This window comes from Streptomyces sp. NPDC054765, from assembly GCF_053612065.1.
Genome location: NZ_JBSHBP010000079.1, coordinates 1 through 15,201, shown reverse-complemented (window position 1 = coordinate 15,201; position 15,201 = coordinate 1). Strand labels below are relative to the sequence as shown.

Sequence of the window (15,201 nt, the reverse complement as noted above, 5' to 3'; positions counted from 1 at the left end):
TACGGGAGCGTGTGAAGCAGCCCGCTCGGGGTGCGTTCTTCACACCCCGTACGAATGCCCGGCCGGCCCGTCACCCCCCGTCACTTCACACGGGGTGTGAACCACAGACCCGCATATCCCCGCCGCACACGCTCCCGCCCTTCGCCGCAGCGCAGTTGACTGATGCCCGTACGGACAACGACGTCGCTGATTGAAGGAATGAGGAGCGGACCGTGACCGCCCACCCCGAACCCGACCTGGTCACCGCCGACTTAGCGGAGCTGAGGCGTCTTCTGGACGTCCGCACCGCCCGGGTCGACGGCCAACTCGCGCTGCTCGCCCAGCGCTCCGAGCAGAACGAGCGGGACGCGGACGACGTACAGTCCCGCGTCACCCGGTTGGAGAGCACCCGCTGGCCACTGCCGTCCCTCACCGCCCTCATCGGGCTCGCGGCGCTGGTGGTCGCACTGTGGCAGGCCATGGGCCGGTGACCGCCGGCCGCAGTCACCGGCCAGGTCCGGTCAGCCCAGCCGGAGGTGATGCAGCATCAGCAACGCGGCGGCCATGTTGGCGGCCGGCACCTCCCCTCGTGCCACCATGTCGGGCACCAGCTTCAGCGGCACCCACTCCCGTCGCTCGGATTCGAAACCGTCCTGGGGCAGGCCGGTGTACTCGCCCTCCTCGGACCAGTAGATGTGATGCCGGGCATCGGTGAGGCCGTTGGAGGGCTCCACCGTGAGGAGATGGTGGAGGGGCCCCGGGCGCCACCCGGTCTCCTCCTCCATCTCCCGGGCGGCCGCCGCCGCGATGTCCTCGCCGTCCTCGACGACACCGGCGGCCAGCTCCCAGCCCCAGGTGTCGGTGATGAACCGGTGCCGCCACAGCAGCAGCACCTCGTTGGCCTCATTGACCACCGTGGCCACGGCGACGGGCCGCATCCGGATCAGATAGTGATCCAGATGGCGGCCGTCCGGCAGCTCCACATCGGCCAGATTGACCCGGAACCAGGGATTCGCATAGACGGGCTTTTCGCTGAGATTGTTCCAACGCACGTATCTGCCACCTTCCGCTGTTGGGCCGGCAAGGTGACACGGGCCCGGTCACAGCGGAACGCGCAGCACCTCGTCGATGAGATCGGCAGCCTCGTCCGTCGCGGAGCTCCCGGTCTCCGCCAGATGCTCGCGCACCGCCCGCAGCCGGTCCCGCAGCCGTTGCGACTCCATGCCCCGAGCCTGCTCGGTCATCTGCGCGGCATTGGCCACGGCCCGGTCCGCATCGCCTTGGCGCAGCTCGATATGGGTGAGCATGGCCAGCCGGTGGACCCGGCCGCGGTCGTGTGCGGGGGTGTCGACAGCGGCGTCCGCCTGCTCCCGGGCGGCCCGCAGGTCACCGAGGCTGAGCAGTGCCTCCGCCACTTGTACGTTCACCAGGCCGGGCTGGACATAGCCCGTCTCGGCGGGCTCCAGGCCGGGCCGGATGCGCTCCGCTGCCGCCTCCGCACGCCGGATGCACGACAGCGCGCCGGCGCCGTCGCCGAGCCGGGCGTAGGACTTGGCCTGCATCGCGTAGAGGTCCGCGGAGAGCGCCGGAGTGATCTGCGGGCCGGCGGCCCGCAGTGCCGCCTCCGCGAAGGCGACCGCCTGGCGGTATTCCCGTACGAAGAGGGACTGGTTGACCAGCAGCGCGATGACATACGCGCCGAGGCCGCGGTCCCCGCTGGCCTTGGCCAGCCGCAGCGCCTGATGGAAGTAGCGCTGGGCCAGCCCGAGAACGTCCGAGTCGTACGCGCAGATGCCCGCGACCGCCACCAGCCCGCCGGTCGCCCGGTGGAGCTGGCGCCCTGTCGCGTCGCTGTAGCTGCCCCGCAGCAGCGGCGCCGCCTCGGAGTTGAGGAATCCCACGATGCGTGCTCTGGTAGCGACACCACCCGCCTTCCGGTACATCGCCTCGTAGTGCGTCCGCGCGGTGCGCAGCATCTCGATGTCGGCCATGCCGACCCGGGTCAGCCCGTCGCGCGACACATCGGAGTCCTCGGGAGGGTTCTCCCACTCCCACACGGGGATCACCGCCGACGTACCGGTGAGTGCCGGCGCGTCGAGGATGTGCGGCCGCTGCTGCTCGTCGGACCGCCACAGCGCGGTGGCCCGTTCGACGAAACCGGAGAGCGGGGTGTCGGCGGTACGCCGCGCCCCCGGACCGCTGAACCCGATGTCATCGAGCCCGACCGGCCGGTGCAGCCGTTCGCCGAGGATCTCGCAGATCAGATCGGGCACCTGTCCGCGCGGCCGCTGTCCCTTCAACCACCGGGCCACCGCCGTGTGTTCGTAGCGCAGTGCCAGACCGCGGCACCGGCCGAGCTGGTTGATGCGCGCGGCGAGCCCGGCATGCGAGACCCCGGCCTCGTCGAGCATCGCGTCCAGCAGGGTGTTGGGCTCCATACCGGCCTCCCGGTGAGCCGGGCCCGCCCGCGGACCCTCGGCTCATGGCCTTGTCGACTCCACGACTCCGTGCATCGAGCGTAGTCAACCGCCCCTCACACGGGGTGTGAAGGGGATTTGGCACCCGCTGATCGTCGCCACACCGCCCATGGACAGGCCCACGGCCGCCACGGACACCCTCAGCGCAACCCGGCCGCACCGGGCGCCGCACGCCACACGCCGCACCACGCACCACGCAAAAGGTGAGGGCGCGGACGGTCTCACCGTCCGCGCCCTCACCCCTCGAACACGCCCTCGCGGGCCACGCTCAGCCGCGCAGCACCGCTCCCGTCCGCTCCACGGCCGCCGCGACCGCCGCGTCACGGGCCGCCGAGGCCTCCTCGGCGGTCAGCGTCCGGTCGGCGGCGCGGAAGCGCAGCGCATACGCCAGCGACTTCTTGCCCGCGCCGAGCTGCTCGCCGGTGAAGACGTCGAACAGCCGCAGCGACTCCAGCAGTTCACCCGCACCGTCGCGCAGCGCGCCTTCGACCTCGGCAGCCGGGACGGAGCCGTCGACCACGAGGGCGACATCCTGGGTCGCGACCGGGAAGGCCGAGATCTTCGGGGCGCGCAGCGGTCCGGTGCCGACCCGCTCCAGGCGGTCCAGGTCGATCTCCATCGCGCAGGTGCGCTCCGGCAGGGCCAGCGTCTTGATGACCCGCGGGTGCAGCTCACCGGCGTTGCCGACGAGGATCTCCTCGCCGTCGGCCAGGGCGAGCAGCGCCGCGCAGCGGCCCGGGTGGAACGGCGCGTGCTGGTCCTGGCGGACGATCAGCTCGACGCCGGCCTCACGCGCGACCGTACGGCCCGCCTCGACGGCGTCCGCCCAGGTCGCCGGGTATCCGCCGCCCCACCAGCCGGCCTGCTCACGGCCCCCGGCGAGCACCACGGCGGCGCGGCGCGGCTGCTGTGGCAGCGAGGCGTCCAGCGAGGCGATCTCGTCGTCGGTCGGCCGGCGGTCGACGACCAGCCGGCGGGCCGGCTGCTCGTCACCGGTCGCCCGGAAAACCGGACCGGTCTCGAAGAGCGCCAGATCGTGCGTGCCCCTGCCGTAATTGCGGCGCAGCGCGTTCAGCAGCCCGGGGACCAGCGTCGTACGGAGGTCGGGCTCCTCGTCGGAGAGCGGGTTGACGAGGGTGACGGCCGCACGGCGCGGGTCGTCGGCCTCGATGCCGAGCTGGTCGAGGACGTGCGAGCCGGTGAACGGGTAGTTCAGCGCCTCGACATAGCCCGCACCGGCCAGCGCCCGGCCGACCCGGCGGTGCAGCCGCTGACGCTCGGTCAGCCCCCGGCCGGCCGGCGGCTTCGGGAGGGTGGAGGGCAGGTTCTCGTAGCCCTCCAGCCGGATGACCTCTTCGGCCAGGTCGTTCGGGTAACCGAGGTCCGGCCGCCAGGACGGCACGGTCACGACCAGCTCGTCCTGGCCGTAGACATCGCAGCCGACCTGCTGGAGGCGGCGGACGACGGTCTCCCGGCCGTAGGCGACACCGGCCACCTTGTCCGGGTGGTCGGCGGCGATGGTGATCGTGCGCGGCCCGCGGGGCGAGACGATCTCCGTGACGCCCTCCCCCGCGGTGCCGCCCGCGAGCAGCACCAGCAGGTCGACGGTCCGCTGCGCCGCGGCGGACGCGGCCTCCGGGTCCACTCCGCGCTCGAAGCGCTTGGACGCCTCCGAGGACAGCTTGTGCCGGCGGGCCGTACGCGCGATGGAGAGGGCGTCGAAGTGCGCGGCCTCGATCACGACGTCGGTGGTGCCGCGCAGCCGGCCCGTCTCGGGGTCCGCGACGGCAGCCGCGATCTCGGTGTGGGCACCGCCCATGACACCCGCGAGGCCGATGGGGCCGCGGTGGTCGGTGATGACCAGGTCCCCGGCGTCCAGCACCCGCTTGGTGCCGTCCAGGGTGGTCAGCTCCTCGCCGGGGGCCGCCCGCCGGACGCCGATCGGGCCGTCCACGCTGGTGCGGTCGTAGGCGTGCAGCGGCTGGCCGAGCTCCAGCATCACGTAGTTGGTGATGTCGACGGCCAGCGAGATCGGGCGCATCCCGGCCTTCTGCAGCCGGCGCTGCATCCACAGCGGGGTGCGCGCCTCGGGCTCCAGGCCGGTGACCGTACGGGCGGTGAAGCGGCTGCAGCCCATCGGGTCGGCGACCTGGACCGGGTAGCCGTGGGCGTTCGGCGGCGGCACATCCAGCAGCGCCGGGTCGCGCAGCGGCAGGCCGTAGGCGGTGGCGGACTCGCGGGCGACGCCACGCATCGACAGGCAGTAGCCGCGGTCCGGGGTGACGGCGATGTCCAGCACCTCGTCGACGAGCTCCAGCAGCTCGATGGCGTCGGTGCCGGCCTCGTACTCGGGCGGCAGCACGATGATGCCGTGCGTACCTCCCCCAGACTCCGTCTGGGGGGACCCCCAGTCGCCCATGCCCAGCTCGTCGCCGGAGCAGATCATGCCGTGCGAGGTCTTGCCGTACGTCTTGCGCGCGGCGATCTTGAAGTCGCCGGGCAGCACGGCGCCGGGCAGCACCACGACGACCTTGTCGCCGACGGAGAAGTTACGGGCGCCGCAGACGATCTCCTGCGGCTCACCGGTGCCGTTGGCGTCACCGACATCGACGGTGCAGAAGCGGATCGGCTTCTTGAAGCCCTCCAGCTCCTCGATGGTCAGCACCTGGCCGACGACGAGCGGGCCCTTGAGGCCCTCGCCGAGGCGCTCGACGGTCTCGACCTCCAGGCCGACGGCAATGAGCTTGGCCTGTACGTCACGGCCGGTCTCCGTCGCCGGCAGGTCGACGTACTCCCGCAGCCAAGAAAGCGGGACCCGCATCAGATCTCCATCCCGAACGGCCGGGTGAACCGGACGTCGCCTTCGAACATGTCACGCATGTCTTCCACGTTGTGCCGGAACATCAGCATCCGGTCGATGCCGAACCCGAAGGCGAAGCCGCTGTACTTCTCCGGGTCGACGCCACAGGCCGTGAGCACCTTGGGGTTGACCATTCCGCAGCCGCCCAGCTCGATCCAGCCCTCGCTGGAGCAGGTACGGCAGGGGCGGTCGGGGTTGCCCACGGACTCGCCACGGCAGACGTAGCAGACCATGTCCATCTCGGCGGACGGCTCGGTGAACGGGAAGTAGTTCGGCCGCAGCCGGGTCTTCATGTCCGGGCCGAACAGCGCCTGCACCATGTGGTCGAGGGTGCCCTTGAGGTCGGCCATGGTCAGGCCCTCGTCGACGGCGAGCAGCTCGATCTGGTGGAAGACCGGGGAGTGCGTGGCGTCCAGCTCGTCGGTGCGGTAGACCCGCCCCGGGCAGACGACGTAGACCGGCGGCTCGCGGTCGACGAGCGTACGGGCCTGGACCGGCGAGGTGTGGGTGCGCAGCACCACGCCGGACTCGCCCCCGGCGGAGCCGCTGTCGGACGCGGTCCCGGTGCCGTTGGCCTGGACGAAGAAGGTGTCCTGCATCTGGCGCGCCGGGTGGTCGGGCACGAAGTTGAGGGCGTCGAAGTTGAACCACTCCGCCTCGACCTCGGGGCCCTCGGCGACCTCGTAGCCCATGGCCACGAAGACGTCCGCGACCCGCTCCATGAACGTGGTCAGCGGGTGCCGGGCGCCGACCGGGGTGCGGTCGTAGGGCAGCGTGACATCCACCGCCTCCTCGACCAGCACCCGGGCGTCACGCTCCGCCTCCAGCTCCTCCTGGCGGACCTTGAGCGCCTGGTTCACCCGGCCGCGGGCCTGGCCGACGCGCTTGCCGGCGTCCGCCTTGGCGTGCGGCGGCAGGGCGCCGATCTCACGGTTGGCGAGCGCGAGCGGCGAGCGGTCGCCGGTGTGCGCGACCTTCACCTCACGCAGCGCCGCCAGATCGCCCGCGGCGGCGATGGCGGCCAGCGCCTCGTCCAGCCGTGCGGTGATCTCTTCCGGTTTCAGGGCTTCGACCTCGACAGGGTCGTACGACTTATTGGGTGCGGACATCTCTTCCCGTGCTTCCGGTGGACTGGCTTGGCTTGGCTCGCGTCGCCTCGGCTCTTCGATCACATAGGCCGCATGCCGGGCCCGCGCTGTGCCCACGATGCCTGTGCGCCAAAGGTGCCAAAGGTCAAGTCTAAGGGGCGGACCGCCGGCGACCGGCCCGAGCCCCTGCGGCGGGGCGCCCGCCGTGTCCGCCCACCCGTTGCCCGCCGCCACCCTGGCACGACGCTGCGCGGCACCCCTAATCCATGAAGGCAGGGGCCGCGACGGGCAGGCTGAACCGGAACTGCGCGCCGCCGGCCGGGGCCCGGCCGACCGTGATCGTCCCGCCATGGGCCTCGACGATGCCCTTGACGATGTACAGGCCCAGGCCCGTGCCGCCGCGCTTGCTGCCCCGCCAGAAGCGGGTGAACACGCGGCTCATCGATTCCTCCGGGATGCCGGGGCCCTCATCGCTCACGGTGACGCTCGTCCCCTCCGTGCTGGTCGCGTCCGTTACCGGTCCGACCTCGATGGTGACGGTTCCCTCGCCGTGGCGCACCGCATTTTCCAGCAGGTTGCCGAGCACCTGGTCGACCTTGTCCGGGTCCGCCCACAGATCGGGCAGCGGCCCCAGCATCCGGATCAGGAAGCGGTCGGGCCGCTGGCCGGCGGTGGTCTGCGCCTGGACGTGCCGGCGGACCGCGGCGCTCATGTCGACCCGCTGCCGGCGCACCTCCAGCCGCCCGGAGTCGATCCGGGAGATGTCCAGCAGCTCGGCGATCAGGCGGGTGACGCGGTTGGCGTCGGCATCCACCGTCTCCAGCATCAGCCGCTTCTGGTCGTCGGTGAAGCGTTCCCACTTCTGCAGGAGGGTGGCGGTGAAGCCCTTGACGGAGGTCAGCGGCGAGCGCAGTTCATGGGCGACGGTAGCGATCAGCTCGGCATGGCTGAGTTCCGTACGGCGCCGGGCCTCGGTGCCGCGCAGCGCGATCACCAGCCGCTGGACGGGCCCCTTTGGCCGGCTGCGGACATAGCGGACGGAGACCAGCACCTCACGGCCGCCGAGCAGCAGATTGCGCTCGGGCTGGCCACGGCGGATGGCGAGCCCGCCGTAGGGGTCGGTGAGCCGCCACCAGCGGCGTCCCTCGATGTCCTGCAGCGGCAGGGCGTGCTCCAGGGGGCGGCCGAGCGCGTCCTCGGGGGTGATGTCGGTGATCCTGGCCGCAGCGGTGTTGAAGCAGATCACCCGGCCGGTCTCGTCGGCGACGACCAGACCGTCGGGCAGATCGTCGGGATCCAGCCCGAGACCGACTCCCAGGGTGTCCGGTACCGCGGCAGCGACGGACGGCGGCCCGTCCGCAGGTCCGCCGGACGGGCAGCTGTCAGTGGTGACTGCGGTGCCGGAAGTCCTCACACTCATCCCCGTTACCCCCTTCCGGGCCCCCGAGCACGCAAGCCTACTAGCTCGGATCGGAAGTGCCGCGGAGTTCCGGAGTACGCCCCTCAGGCGGGTGACACCGCGCGGCATCCACCGGGGCTGCGCTGGGCCCGCGCGGAGGCGTAGAGGCAGACCGCGGCGGCCGTTGCGAGGTTGAGGCTCTCGGCCTTGCCGTGGATGGGGACCCGTACCACCGCGTCCGCCAGCGCCCGGGTCTCCTCCGGCAGCCCCCAGGCCTCGTTGCCGAAGACCCAGGCGGTGGGCCCGCCCATCGAGCCGGTGTCCAGTTCGGCGTCCAGGTCGCGGTCGCCCGCACCGTCGGCGGCGAGGATCCGTACGCCCGCGGCCTGCAGTCCGCCGACCACCCGCTCGACCGGTACGCCCACCGCGACCGGCAGGTGGAAGAGCGAACCGACCGAGGCCCGTACGGACTTGGGGTTGTACAGGTCCACGGAGGCGTCGGTCAGCACGACGGCGTCCGCGCCCGCGGCGTCCGCGCAGCGCAGCACCGTGCCGGCGTTGCCGGGGTCACGGACGTTGGCGAGCACCGCGATCAGCTGCGGGCGGGCGGCGAGGATCTCCTCGAACGGCGAGTCGAGAAACTCGCAGACGCCGAGCAGGCCCTGCGGGGTGACGGTCTGGGAGATGTCGGCGACGGTCCGGTCGTCGGCGAAGTGGACCCGCACCCCGGCCGCGCGGGCCGCCTCGACGATCTCGGTGTGCCGCTCGGCGGCCTCGACGGTGGCGAACAGCTCGGTGAGCGTGGACGTGCCGCCCGTGCGGTGCGCGATGGCCTCCCGTACGGCCTGCGGGCCCTCGGCGATGAACCGGCGCTCCTTGCCGCGGAAGGCGCGGCGGGCCAGCCGCCGGGCGGCGGTGACACGCGGGGAACGCGGGGAGATCAGCTCGGGGGTGCCCATGGGCGGCGGCTCGCTTCTGTGGTTCGGTGCGGGGACGGCCCGGCCCGTCCGGGGAGACGTGGCCCGGTCCGGAAAAGCGGCGGACCCGCAGGCCGGGGCCTGCGGGTCCGCGTCACAACGTCGTCAGGCTGAAGTTCAGGCAGCCTTCGGGGCGTTGACGTCGCTCGGAAGCGCCTTCTGGGCGACCTCGACGAGCGCGGCGAACGCGTTGGCGTCCGTCACCGCGAGGTCGGCCAGGATCTTGCGGTCCACCTCGACGTTGGCGGCCTTCAGACCCTGGATGAAGCGGTTGTACGTCATGCCGTTGGCGCGGGCAGCGGCGTTGATGCGCTGGATCCACAGCTGACGGAAGTCGCCCTTGCGCTTCTTGCGGTCGTTGTAGTTGTAGACGAGGGAGTGGGTGACCTGCTCCTTCGCCTTGCGGTACAGGCGGGAGCGCTGGCCACGGTAGCCGCTGGCCTGCTCGAGGATCGCCCGGCGCTTCTTGTGGGCGTTGACTGCCCGCTTGACGCGTGCCACTTGTTAACTCCTTGTAGCGGGGCCGTGGTTGTCGTCACACGGCCCGAATCGATGTAGGTCCCGGACCGAGTCGCGCGCCCCCTCGTGTCGGTGGGGCGCCGCGGCTCACTTGCCGAGAAGCTTCTTGATCTTCGCGGCGTCGCCCGGGGCCATCTCGGCGTTGCCGGTGAGGCGACGCGTCACGCGGGACGACTTGTGCTCGAGCAGGTGGCGCTTGCCGGCGCGCTCACGCAGCACCTTGCCGGAGCCGGTGATCTTGAAGCGCTTGCTGGCACCGCTGTGCGTCTTGTTCTTCGGCATGCGCCGTTCTCTCCTCGTCAGTGGCGCTCCCGCAGGCACGAACCGGCAAGCGGGAGCGTCAGATGTATCGATAGGTGTCCGGGGCGAGGCGCCCCGGCGGCGGCCGGGGCTCACGCCTCGGGGATCACGCCTGGGCGTGCTCCTCGGTGGGCTCCTCGGCGGGCTCGTCCACGGACTGGTCCGCGGGAGCTCCACCCTGGCGCTCCGCCTTGCGGGCGGCCTGCGCCTCGCGGGCCTCGGCCATCGCCTCGGTCTTCTTCTTGTGCGGACCGAGAACCATGATCATGTTTCGGCCGTCCTGCTTCGGATTCGACTCGATGAAGCCGAGGTCCTCCACGTCGGACGCAAGCCGCTGCAGCAGCCGGAAGCCCAGCTCGGGGCGGGACTGCTCGCGACCACGGAACATGATCGTGATCTTGACCTTGTCACCCTGCTTGAGGAACCGGACGACGTGACCCTTTTTGGTGTCGTAGTCGTGCGGGTCGATCTTCGGCCGGAGCTTCATCTCCTTGATGACCGTGTGCGCCTGGTTCTTGCGCGCCTCACGGGCCTTCATGGCCGACTCGTACTTGAACTTCCCGTAGTCCATGAGCTTGCAGACGGGCGGGCGAGCGTTCGCCGCCACCTCGACCAGGTCGAGGTCGTACTCCTGAGCAAGCTCAAGGGCCTTGGCAAGCGGAACAATCCCGACCTGCTCGCCGCTGGGACCGACAAGTCGCACTTCGGGAACGCGAATCCGGTCGTTGATGCGGGGCTCGGCGCTGATGGATCCTCCTCGGTAGCACCACGCGACGGCCTGGCGGACTGCCGCGTAACGTCTTTTCGGTGTGACCAACCGCGCCGGTACATGAAAAATGCCCCGGACGGGACACAGGCGGGGCTCCACATAGATCTGGAGCACCGCCGCGAAGTCTCCGCGGGGCGCAGCCGGACCGTTGACCCGCCAGCCGTGAGGCCGGTCGGGTGGGAGAACGGAGCCTCCACTTGTGGGCCGGTCACATGCGTGTCCGGCCGGTCGGAACACCAGGATACACGAGTCAAGGGGTGGCACCCACTCGTGTGCTGTCGCGGCCGTCGCCCCGCTTCCAGCGGTGACACTCCCGGACGCGGGGTCCGGAGCCGGTGCCCATAGGCTGGAGCCGACCCCTCAGCAGGAAGAAGCCCGAAGACATGAGCGACCAGACACCGCAGCAGCCCGACGCGCCGAACGCGGCGAACCCTGACTTCGACTCCATGACCCGTGACATCGCCGAGGTGCCCGCGGTCGAGGTGATCACCACGGTCGCGGTGCATCTGATGAGTTCGGCGGCGGTCAACCTCGGGCTCGCCGAGGAGGGTGCGGCGCACAAGGACCTCGACGAGGCGCGCAAGCTCATCCAGGCGCTGGCCGGGCTGGTCACCGCCAGCGCCACCGAGATCGGCTCGTACCACGCGGCGCCGCTGCGGGACGGTCTGAAGTCGCTGCAGCTGGCGTTCCGTGAGGCCTCGGTCGTTCCCGATGAGCCCGGTCAGGGCCCCGGGGAGAAGTTCACCGGTCCCGTTTACGGCTGAGCCGCACCGCACCGCATCCCTCCGCTGCCTCCGCAGACGACGAGCCCCGGCCGTTCCCCGGCCGGGGCTCGTCGTCTGCGGGGCGCGTGCCGGCCGGGCCCGTCAGTCGGGTGCCGTGGTGCCGGGTGACGTGGTGGGGGTGTGCGGCGTGGCGTCGTCGGCGACGAGGACCGGGTCGTTCGGCGGGTGGGTGATCTGGTGCACCGCCGCCGCGATGGCGCCGCCGATCAGGGGCGCGACGATGAACAGCCACAGCTGGGTGATGGCCGCGCCGCCCGCGAACAGCGCCGGGCCGATGGAGCGTGCCGGGTTCACCGAGGTGCCGTCCAGCGGGATGCCGATGAGGTGGACGGTGGCCAGCGCCAGGCCGATCGCCAGGCCGTTGAAGCCGATCACGGCGACCTTGTGGGTGACCGACAGCCATACATAGACCAGCAGGAAGGTCATCACCATCTCGGCGACGAAGGCACCGCCCAGGTTGAGGTGCACCGCGGAGCGGTCGCCCCAGCCGTTCGTGCCGAAGGAGGCGTGGGTCTGCAGCCCCGGGACCTGCCGGGCCACCAGGAAGAGCAGGGCGGAGCCGACGATGGCGCCGACCACCTGGGCGATCCAGTACTCGGCGGCGGTCCGCAGCGTGATCCGGCGGGCCAGCAGCATGCCCAGCGTCACCGCGGGGTTGAAGTGGCAGCCCGAGACCGGGCCGAGGGCGTAGGCAAGCGCCACCATGGTGAAGCCGAAGGCCAGGGCGATGCCGAAGGTGCCGATGTACTCGCCCGCCAGCACTGCCGAGCCGACGGCGAAGAACACCAGGAGCAGGGTGCCGAGGAACTCGGATACGACCGGGCGGGTCAATACCGTCGAGATCTCCGTTTTCTCCATGGGGGCTCTCCTCGCGTGGATCTTGAGCTCTCCTCGCATTGTGCGGCCCTGGAGACGAACCCGCCCGTCGGCGCCCGGGGCCCGGCGGGCGGGCCGGTGCCCCGGCGGTGGGGGTCAGCGCCGGTAGAGGCCTTCCCCGGCCGTCGTCGTGCCGGGCGGCAGAAGGGCCAGGTCCAGGCCCCGTACGAGCCGGGCGCGCAGGACCTCGTCGGCGGCCAGTGCGCGGGCCAGCCGCTGGGCGACCTCGGCGGCCGGGGCGTCGGGGGCGAGGCCGAGGGCGAGGGTGGCGTCGGTTTCGCCGGACGGGGCGAGACGGGCGACCAGGACAGCCGGCTCGGCGTCGAGCAGGGTGCGCAGGGCGTCGGTGACGGCCGGGTCGGCGAGCGGGTCGGCGTTCGTACGGCCCTCGGCCAGCGCGCGCAGGGCGGGGCCGGTGAGCTGGTAGGTGACCGGGCCCGCCAGATCGATGACGACGGTGTCGGCCTTCTCGTGGGACGCGGCGAGCAGCGCCTGCTGCAGCGGGACCGCGACGGGGCGGGCGTCGGGGCGCCAGCGCCGGAGGGTCTCCATGGACGTGAAGGCGGGGAGGGCGCGGCGGCCGTCCGGGGCCTGGAGGGTGGGCACGGCCATGTCGCTGGTCTTTTCGCGGCGCAGCCCGTCGGGGCCGGTCTCCACCTCGCCGAGGACGGCCACCACGGGCACGAGGACACGCGCGCCGGCCAGCGCCGACAGGAGTTGGGGCTCGGCGCCCCGGTCGGATCCGTACGCCGCGAGGGCTGCCGCGAGCGCGGGGTCGGCGGAGCCGTCGTCGTCGGAGAAACCGGGGTCCGGGATGTTCTTCTGCACGACGTGAGCGTATCGGCCGGGAGTGGTGGTCCCGCCGTCCGGGCCGGTGGGGTGCCTGCCCGGACGGCGTGCGCCGGTCAGCGGGGGGACGGGCGGCCGCGCCACAGGACGACGGCGGCCACGAGGAGCGCCAGCCCGGCGGCGCCGGCGGTCCAGGGCAGCCGGTTGGCGGGGGTGTCCGCGGCGTCGTCGGCGGTGGGGCCGGGGCCGAAGTAGCGGGTGGCGTAGCCGGCGGGGGCCGGCTTCTGCGGGGTGGGCTTCAGGTCTGCCGCGGCCTCGAGGGCGGCGGCGGGGTCGATCAGCCCGGCGCCGTAGTCGTCGTCGCGGCCGCCCTCGGGACTGTCCTGTGCGGTGGAGGTGAGCAGCCGGCGGATCTGGGCCGGGCTCAGATCGGGATGTGCGGAGCGGATCAGGGCGATGGCGCCGGAGACGAAGGCGGCGGCGGGGCTGGTACCCCAGCCCGAGAGGTAGCCCTCGTCGGTGTCGGCCATGACGATGTCGAAGCCGGGCGCGCTGACCGTGGCGTACCAGTGGCGGGTGGAGAACCGGGCGCGGCCCCCCAGATGGGTGACGGCGGTGGCGGCGATGACGCCCGGGTAGGCGGCCGGGTAGGAGACGTGGTTGCCCTTCAGACCGCCGTTGCCCGCGGAGGCGACGACGGGGATGCCCTTGCCGAGGGCGTATTGGATCGCGGCGTCCTCGCGCGGTTCGGGGTGCGCGGATTCGCTGTCGTCGCCCAGCGACATATTGATCACGTCGGCGCCGTGGTCGGCGGCCCAGCGGATGCCGTCGGCGAGCGCGCCCGCCTTCTCGGAGCGGGCCCGCTCACGCTGCGGGTCGCTGTCTTCGAGGATCACCCGCACCGGCAGGATCTTGGCGGCCGGGGCGAGCCCGAGCACTCCGTTCTCGCGGCCGGCGCCATGGCCGTGCCCCGCGATGATGCTGGCCATTCCGGTGCCGTGCCGGGCCCAGGCGGCGTCTCCGGGGCCGGCGCCGAAGCCGACCAGGTCCTGTTCCGGCAGCACCTGGCCGGCGAGGTCGGGGTGGTTGGCGTCGACACCGGTGTCCAGGACGGCGACGGTGATGCCCTCGCCCTTGGTGGTGTGCCAGGCCTGCTGGGCGTGGACGGCCTGGAGGGCCCACTCCTGGGCGCGGAGGGCGTCGGCCTGCGCGGGTACGGCGGGGAGTACGGCGAGCGCCGCGGAGGCCAGGGTGAGCACGGCGCCGCGCAGCACGGTCTTCGTCATGACGAGGCCGCCGTGGTCCGCGTGGGGCTGCCGGCCGCCTTGCGGAAGTCCGCCTCGACGCGGTCCGCCAGGTCCTTCGCGTCGTGGCCCAGGCCGGATTCGGCCGGGGCGGTGGTGGCGCCGGGCCGGGTGGCGGCCTCGGCGGGCTGCGGTGTAGTGAACGTACGGCCGTCGGTGAAGCCGGAGACGGCGTAGACGACGGCCGGGAGGTCGGTGAGCACCCGGACGGTCCAGCTGGCCCGCTGGGCGCGCCCGAAGTCCGCTGCCGGGGTGCCCTTGGCCGCGTACGGCAGCGGCATCAGATCGGTGCGGATGCCCAGGTTCTTGGTGCTGAAGCGGGTGTTGAGGGCCATCATCCCGCTCTGGTCGGCCTTGGTGATCTGCGCGCCGACCGTGATGAAGCCGCTGCGGGTGGCGTCGAGGTAGGTGGCGCGCACCAGCCGGACGCAGCCTGCCGGGGCGAGCGCGGCGGCGAGCTTCGGGTCGAAGGCGCCGGCGCAGCTGCCGTCGGGGGCGACGGCGATCCGGGTCCAGGTCCGGTCGGCGCCGCCGGGGCCGACGCCGAGGCCGTTGACGGTGCGGGGGAAGAGGGTGTCGACGGGGGCGTCGTGCCAGACGTCGTGGCCCTTGGCGAACGTGGCGCCGGCGTCGGGTGCGGCGCCGGAGGTCTCATCGGTGAGCCAGCTGCCGGCCGCGGCACCGCCGATGAGGCCGACGCCGAGGATGAGGCAGACCGCGGCGGCGAACACCCGGGCGCCGGGACGGCGGGAGGCTGCGGCCGGAGCGCCGGGGGCGGGGGCAACTCCCTGGAGAGGGAGGGGAGTTGGGGGCCAGGGCGCTGGGGACGGGTGCTCGGCCGGCGGGCCGGACGGGCGGCTGCCGGGTACCGCCGGCGGGGTGGCGGAGGCGGGCCGGCGGGTGCGCTGTGGGGCGGCCGGTTCGGTTCCGCGTTCGCCGGGGCCGCTCCACAGTTCCTGGCTGTGGGCCAGATGGAAGGCGGCGGTGTCACGGAAGGCGGCGGGGCGGGCGGGCGGCGGCGGGGTGCCGGGGGCGGACGGCCCGGCGGGGGCCGCGGGGCCGGGCGCGCGGTCCGGACG

Annotated in this window: 15 protein-coding genes; 2 read left to right on the top strand and 13 right to left on the bottom strand. The window is 72.5% G+C overall.

Annotation, left to right across the window (positions count from 1 at the left end; translation table 11 throughout):
* The first annotated feature begins 212 nt into the window (after window positions 1-212).
* Complete coding sequence (locus ACWGJY_RS32880; RefSeq protein WP_453264529.1) at window positions 213-470, top strand: hypothetical protein; 258 nt, start codon at window positions 213-215, stop codon at window positions 468-470.
* Between the two features lie 30 nt (window positions 471-500).
* On the opposite strand, the gene ACWGJY_RS32875 is transcribed toward ACWGJY_RS32880, so the two are convergent.
* The 9 genes from ACWGJY_RS32875 to infC all read right to left on the bottom strand — a co-directional run bounded on the left by ACWGJY_RS32875 (window position 501) and on the right by infC (window position 10,416).
* Window positions 501-1,031 carry an NUDIX domain-containing protein gene (locus ACWGJY_RS32875; RefSeq protein ID WP_453264528.1) on the bottom strand — a complete coding sequence of 177 codons (531 nt, stop codon included), beginning with the start codon at window positions 1,029-1,031 and terminating at the stop codon, window positions 501-503.
* 48 nt (window positions 1,032-1,079) lie between these two features.
* Window positions 1,080-2,417: a transcriptional regulator gene (locus ACWGJY_RS32870; RefSeq protein WP_453264527.1), complete on the bottom strand. Its 1,338-nt coding sequence runs from the start codon at window positions 2,415-2,417 to the stop codon at window positions 1,080-1,082.
* 307 nt (window positions 2,418-2,724) lie between these two features.
* The gene (pheT, locus tag ACWGJY_RS32865) at window positions 2,725-5,277 is read right to left on the bottom strand and encodes a phenylalanine--tRNA ligase subunit beta (RefSeq protein WP_453264526.1); all 2,553 of its coding nucleotides are present in this window, start codon (window positions 5,275-5,277) and stop codon (window positions 2,725-2,727) included.
* Window positions 5,277-6,425, bottom strand: a complete 1,149-nt coding sequence (pheS, locus tag ACWGJY_RS32860) for a phenylalanine--tRNA ligase subunit alpha (protein ID WP_453264525.1) — start codon at window positions 6,423-6,425, stop codon at window positions 5,277-5,279. Before pheS ends, pheT begins: the two co-directional genes overlap by 1 nt.
* A gap of 238 nt (window positions 6,426-6,663) precedes the next feature.
* The gene (locus ACWGJY_RS32855) at window positions 6,664-7,824 is read right to left on the bottom strand and encodes an ATP-binding protein (RefSeq protein ID WP_453264524.1); all 1,161 of its coding nucleotides are present in this window, start codon (window positions 7,822-7,824) and stop codon (window positions 6,664-6,666) included.
* 83 nt (window positions 7,825-7,907) lie between these two features.
* Entirely contained in the window at window positions 7,908-8,762 is an 855-nt protein-coding gene (locus ACWGJY_RS32850) for a TrmH family RNA methyltransferase (RefSeq protein WP_453264523.1), read from the bottom strand.
* Between the two features lie 135 nt (window positions 8,763-8,897).
* Window positions 8,898-9,281, bottom strand: a complete 384-nt coding sequence (rplT, locus tag ACWGJY_RS32845; protein WP_052857680.1) for a 50S ribosomal protein L20 — start codon at window positions 9,279-9,281, stop codon at window positions 8,898-8,900.
* Between the two features lie 105 nt (window positions 9,282-9,386).
* Window positions 9,387-9,581 (bottom strand): 50S ribosomal protein L35, encoded by a 195-nt coding sequence (gene rpmI, locus ACWGJY_RS32840; protein WP_006607578.1) that lies wholly within the window; start codon window positions 9,579-9,581, stop codon window positions 9,387-9,389.
* A 124-nt stretch (window positions 9,582-9,705) separates the two neighbouring features.
* Window positions 9,706-10,416 (bottom strand): translation initiation factor IF-3, encoded by a 711-nt coding sequence (infC, locus tag ACWGJY_RS32835; protein ID WP_453264522.1) that lies wholly within the window; start codon window positions 10,414-10,416, stop codon window positions 9,706-9,708.
* Window positions 10,417-10,751: 335 nt separating this feature from the next.
* Between infC and ACWGJY_RS32830 the strand changes: the two genes are divergently transcribed.
* Entirely contained in the window at window positions 10,752-11,132 is a 381-nt protein-coding gene (locus tag ACWGJY_RS32830) for a DUF1844 domain-containing protein (protein ID WP_392377505.1), read from the top strand.
* A gap of 102 nt (window positions 11,133-11,234) precedes the next feature.
* On the opposite strand, the gene ACWGJY_RS32825 is transcribed toward ACWGJY_RS32830, so the two are convergent.
* From ACWGJY_RS32825 to ACWGJY_RS32810, 4 genes are all read right to left on the bottom strand, one after another.
* On the bottom strand, window positions 11,235-12,011 hold the full coding sequence (locus ACWGJY_RS32825; RefSeq protein ID WP_453264521.1) for an MIP family channel protein: 777 nt from the start codon (window positions 12,009-12,011) through the stop codon (window positions 11,235-11,237).
* Window positions 12,012-12,125: 114 nt separating this feature from the next.
* Window positions 12,126-12,857, bottom strand: coding sequence for an SseB family protein (locus ACWGJY_RS32820; protein WP_453264520.1), 732 nt, complete (start codon window positions 12,855-12,857; stop codon window positions 12,126-12,128).
* A gap of 77 nt (window positions 12,858-12,934) precedes the next feature.
* On the bottom strand, window positions 12,935-14,104 hold the full coding sequence (gene mycP, locus ACWGJY_RS32815) for a type VII secretion-associated serine protease mycosin (protein WP_453264519.1): 1,170 nt from the start codon (window positions 14,102-14,104) through the stop codon (window positions 12,935-12,937).
* On the bottom strand, window positions 14,101-15,201 hold a 1,101-nt coding region (locus ACWGJY_RS32810), incomplete at its 5' end, for a hypothetical protein (RefSeq protein ID WP_453264518.1). The genes ACWGJY_RS32810 and mycP, both read right to left, overlap by 4 nt.

Coding starts and splice junctions, on each gene's coding strand:
- pheT (WP_453264526.1), bottom strand. CDS start 5,277: ATGCGGGTCCCGCTTTCTTGGCTGCGGGAGTACGTCGACCTGCCGGCG.
- ACWGJY_RS32850 (WP_453264523.1), bottom strand. CDS start 8,762: ATGGGCACCCCCGAGCTGATCTCCCCGCGTTCCCCGCGTGTCACCGCC.
- mycP (WP_453264519.1), bottom strand. CDS start 14,104: ATGACGAAGACCGTGCTGCGCGGCGCCGTGCTCACCCTGGCCTCCGCG.
- ACWGJY_RS32830 (WP_392377505.1), top strand. CDS start 10,752: ATGAGCGACCAGACACCGCAGCAGCCCGACGCGCCGAACGCGGCGAAC.
- ACWGJY_RS32825 (WP_453264521.1), bottom strand. CDS start 12,011: ATGGAGAAAACGGAGATCTCGACGGTATTGACCCGCCCGGTCGTATCC.
- ACWGJY_RS32855 (WP_453264524.1), bottom strand. CDS start 7,824: ATGAGTGTGAGGACTTCCGGCACCGCAGTCACCACTGACAGCTGCCCG.
- rpmI (WP_006607578.1), bottom strand. CDS start 9,581: ATGCCGAAGAACAAGACGCACAGCGGTGCCAGCAAGCGCTTCAAGATC.
- pheS (WP_453264525.1), bottom strand. CDS start 6,425: ATGTCCGCACCCAATAAGTCGTACGACCCTGTCGAGGTCGAAGCCCTG.
- ACWGJY_RS32870 (WP_453264527.1), bottom strand. CDS start 2,417: ATGGAGCCCAACACCCTGCTGGACGCGATGCTCGACGAGGCCGGGGTC.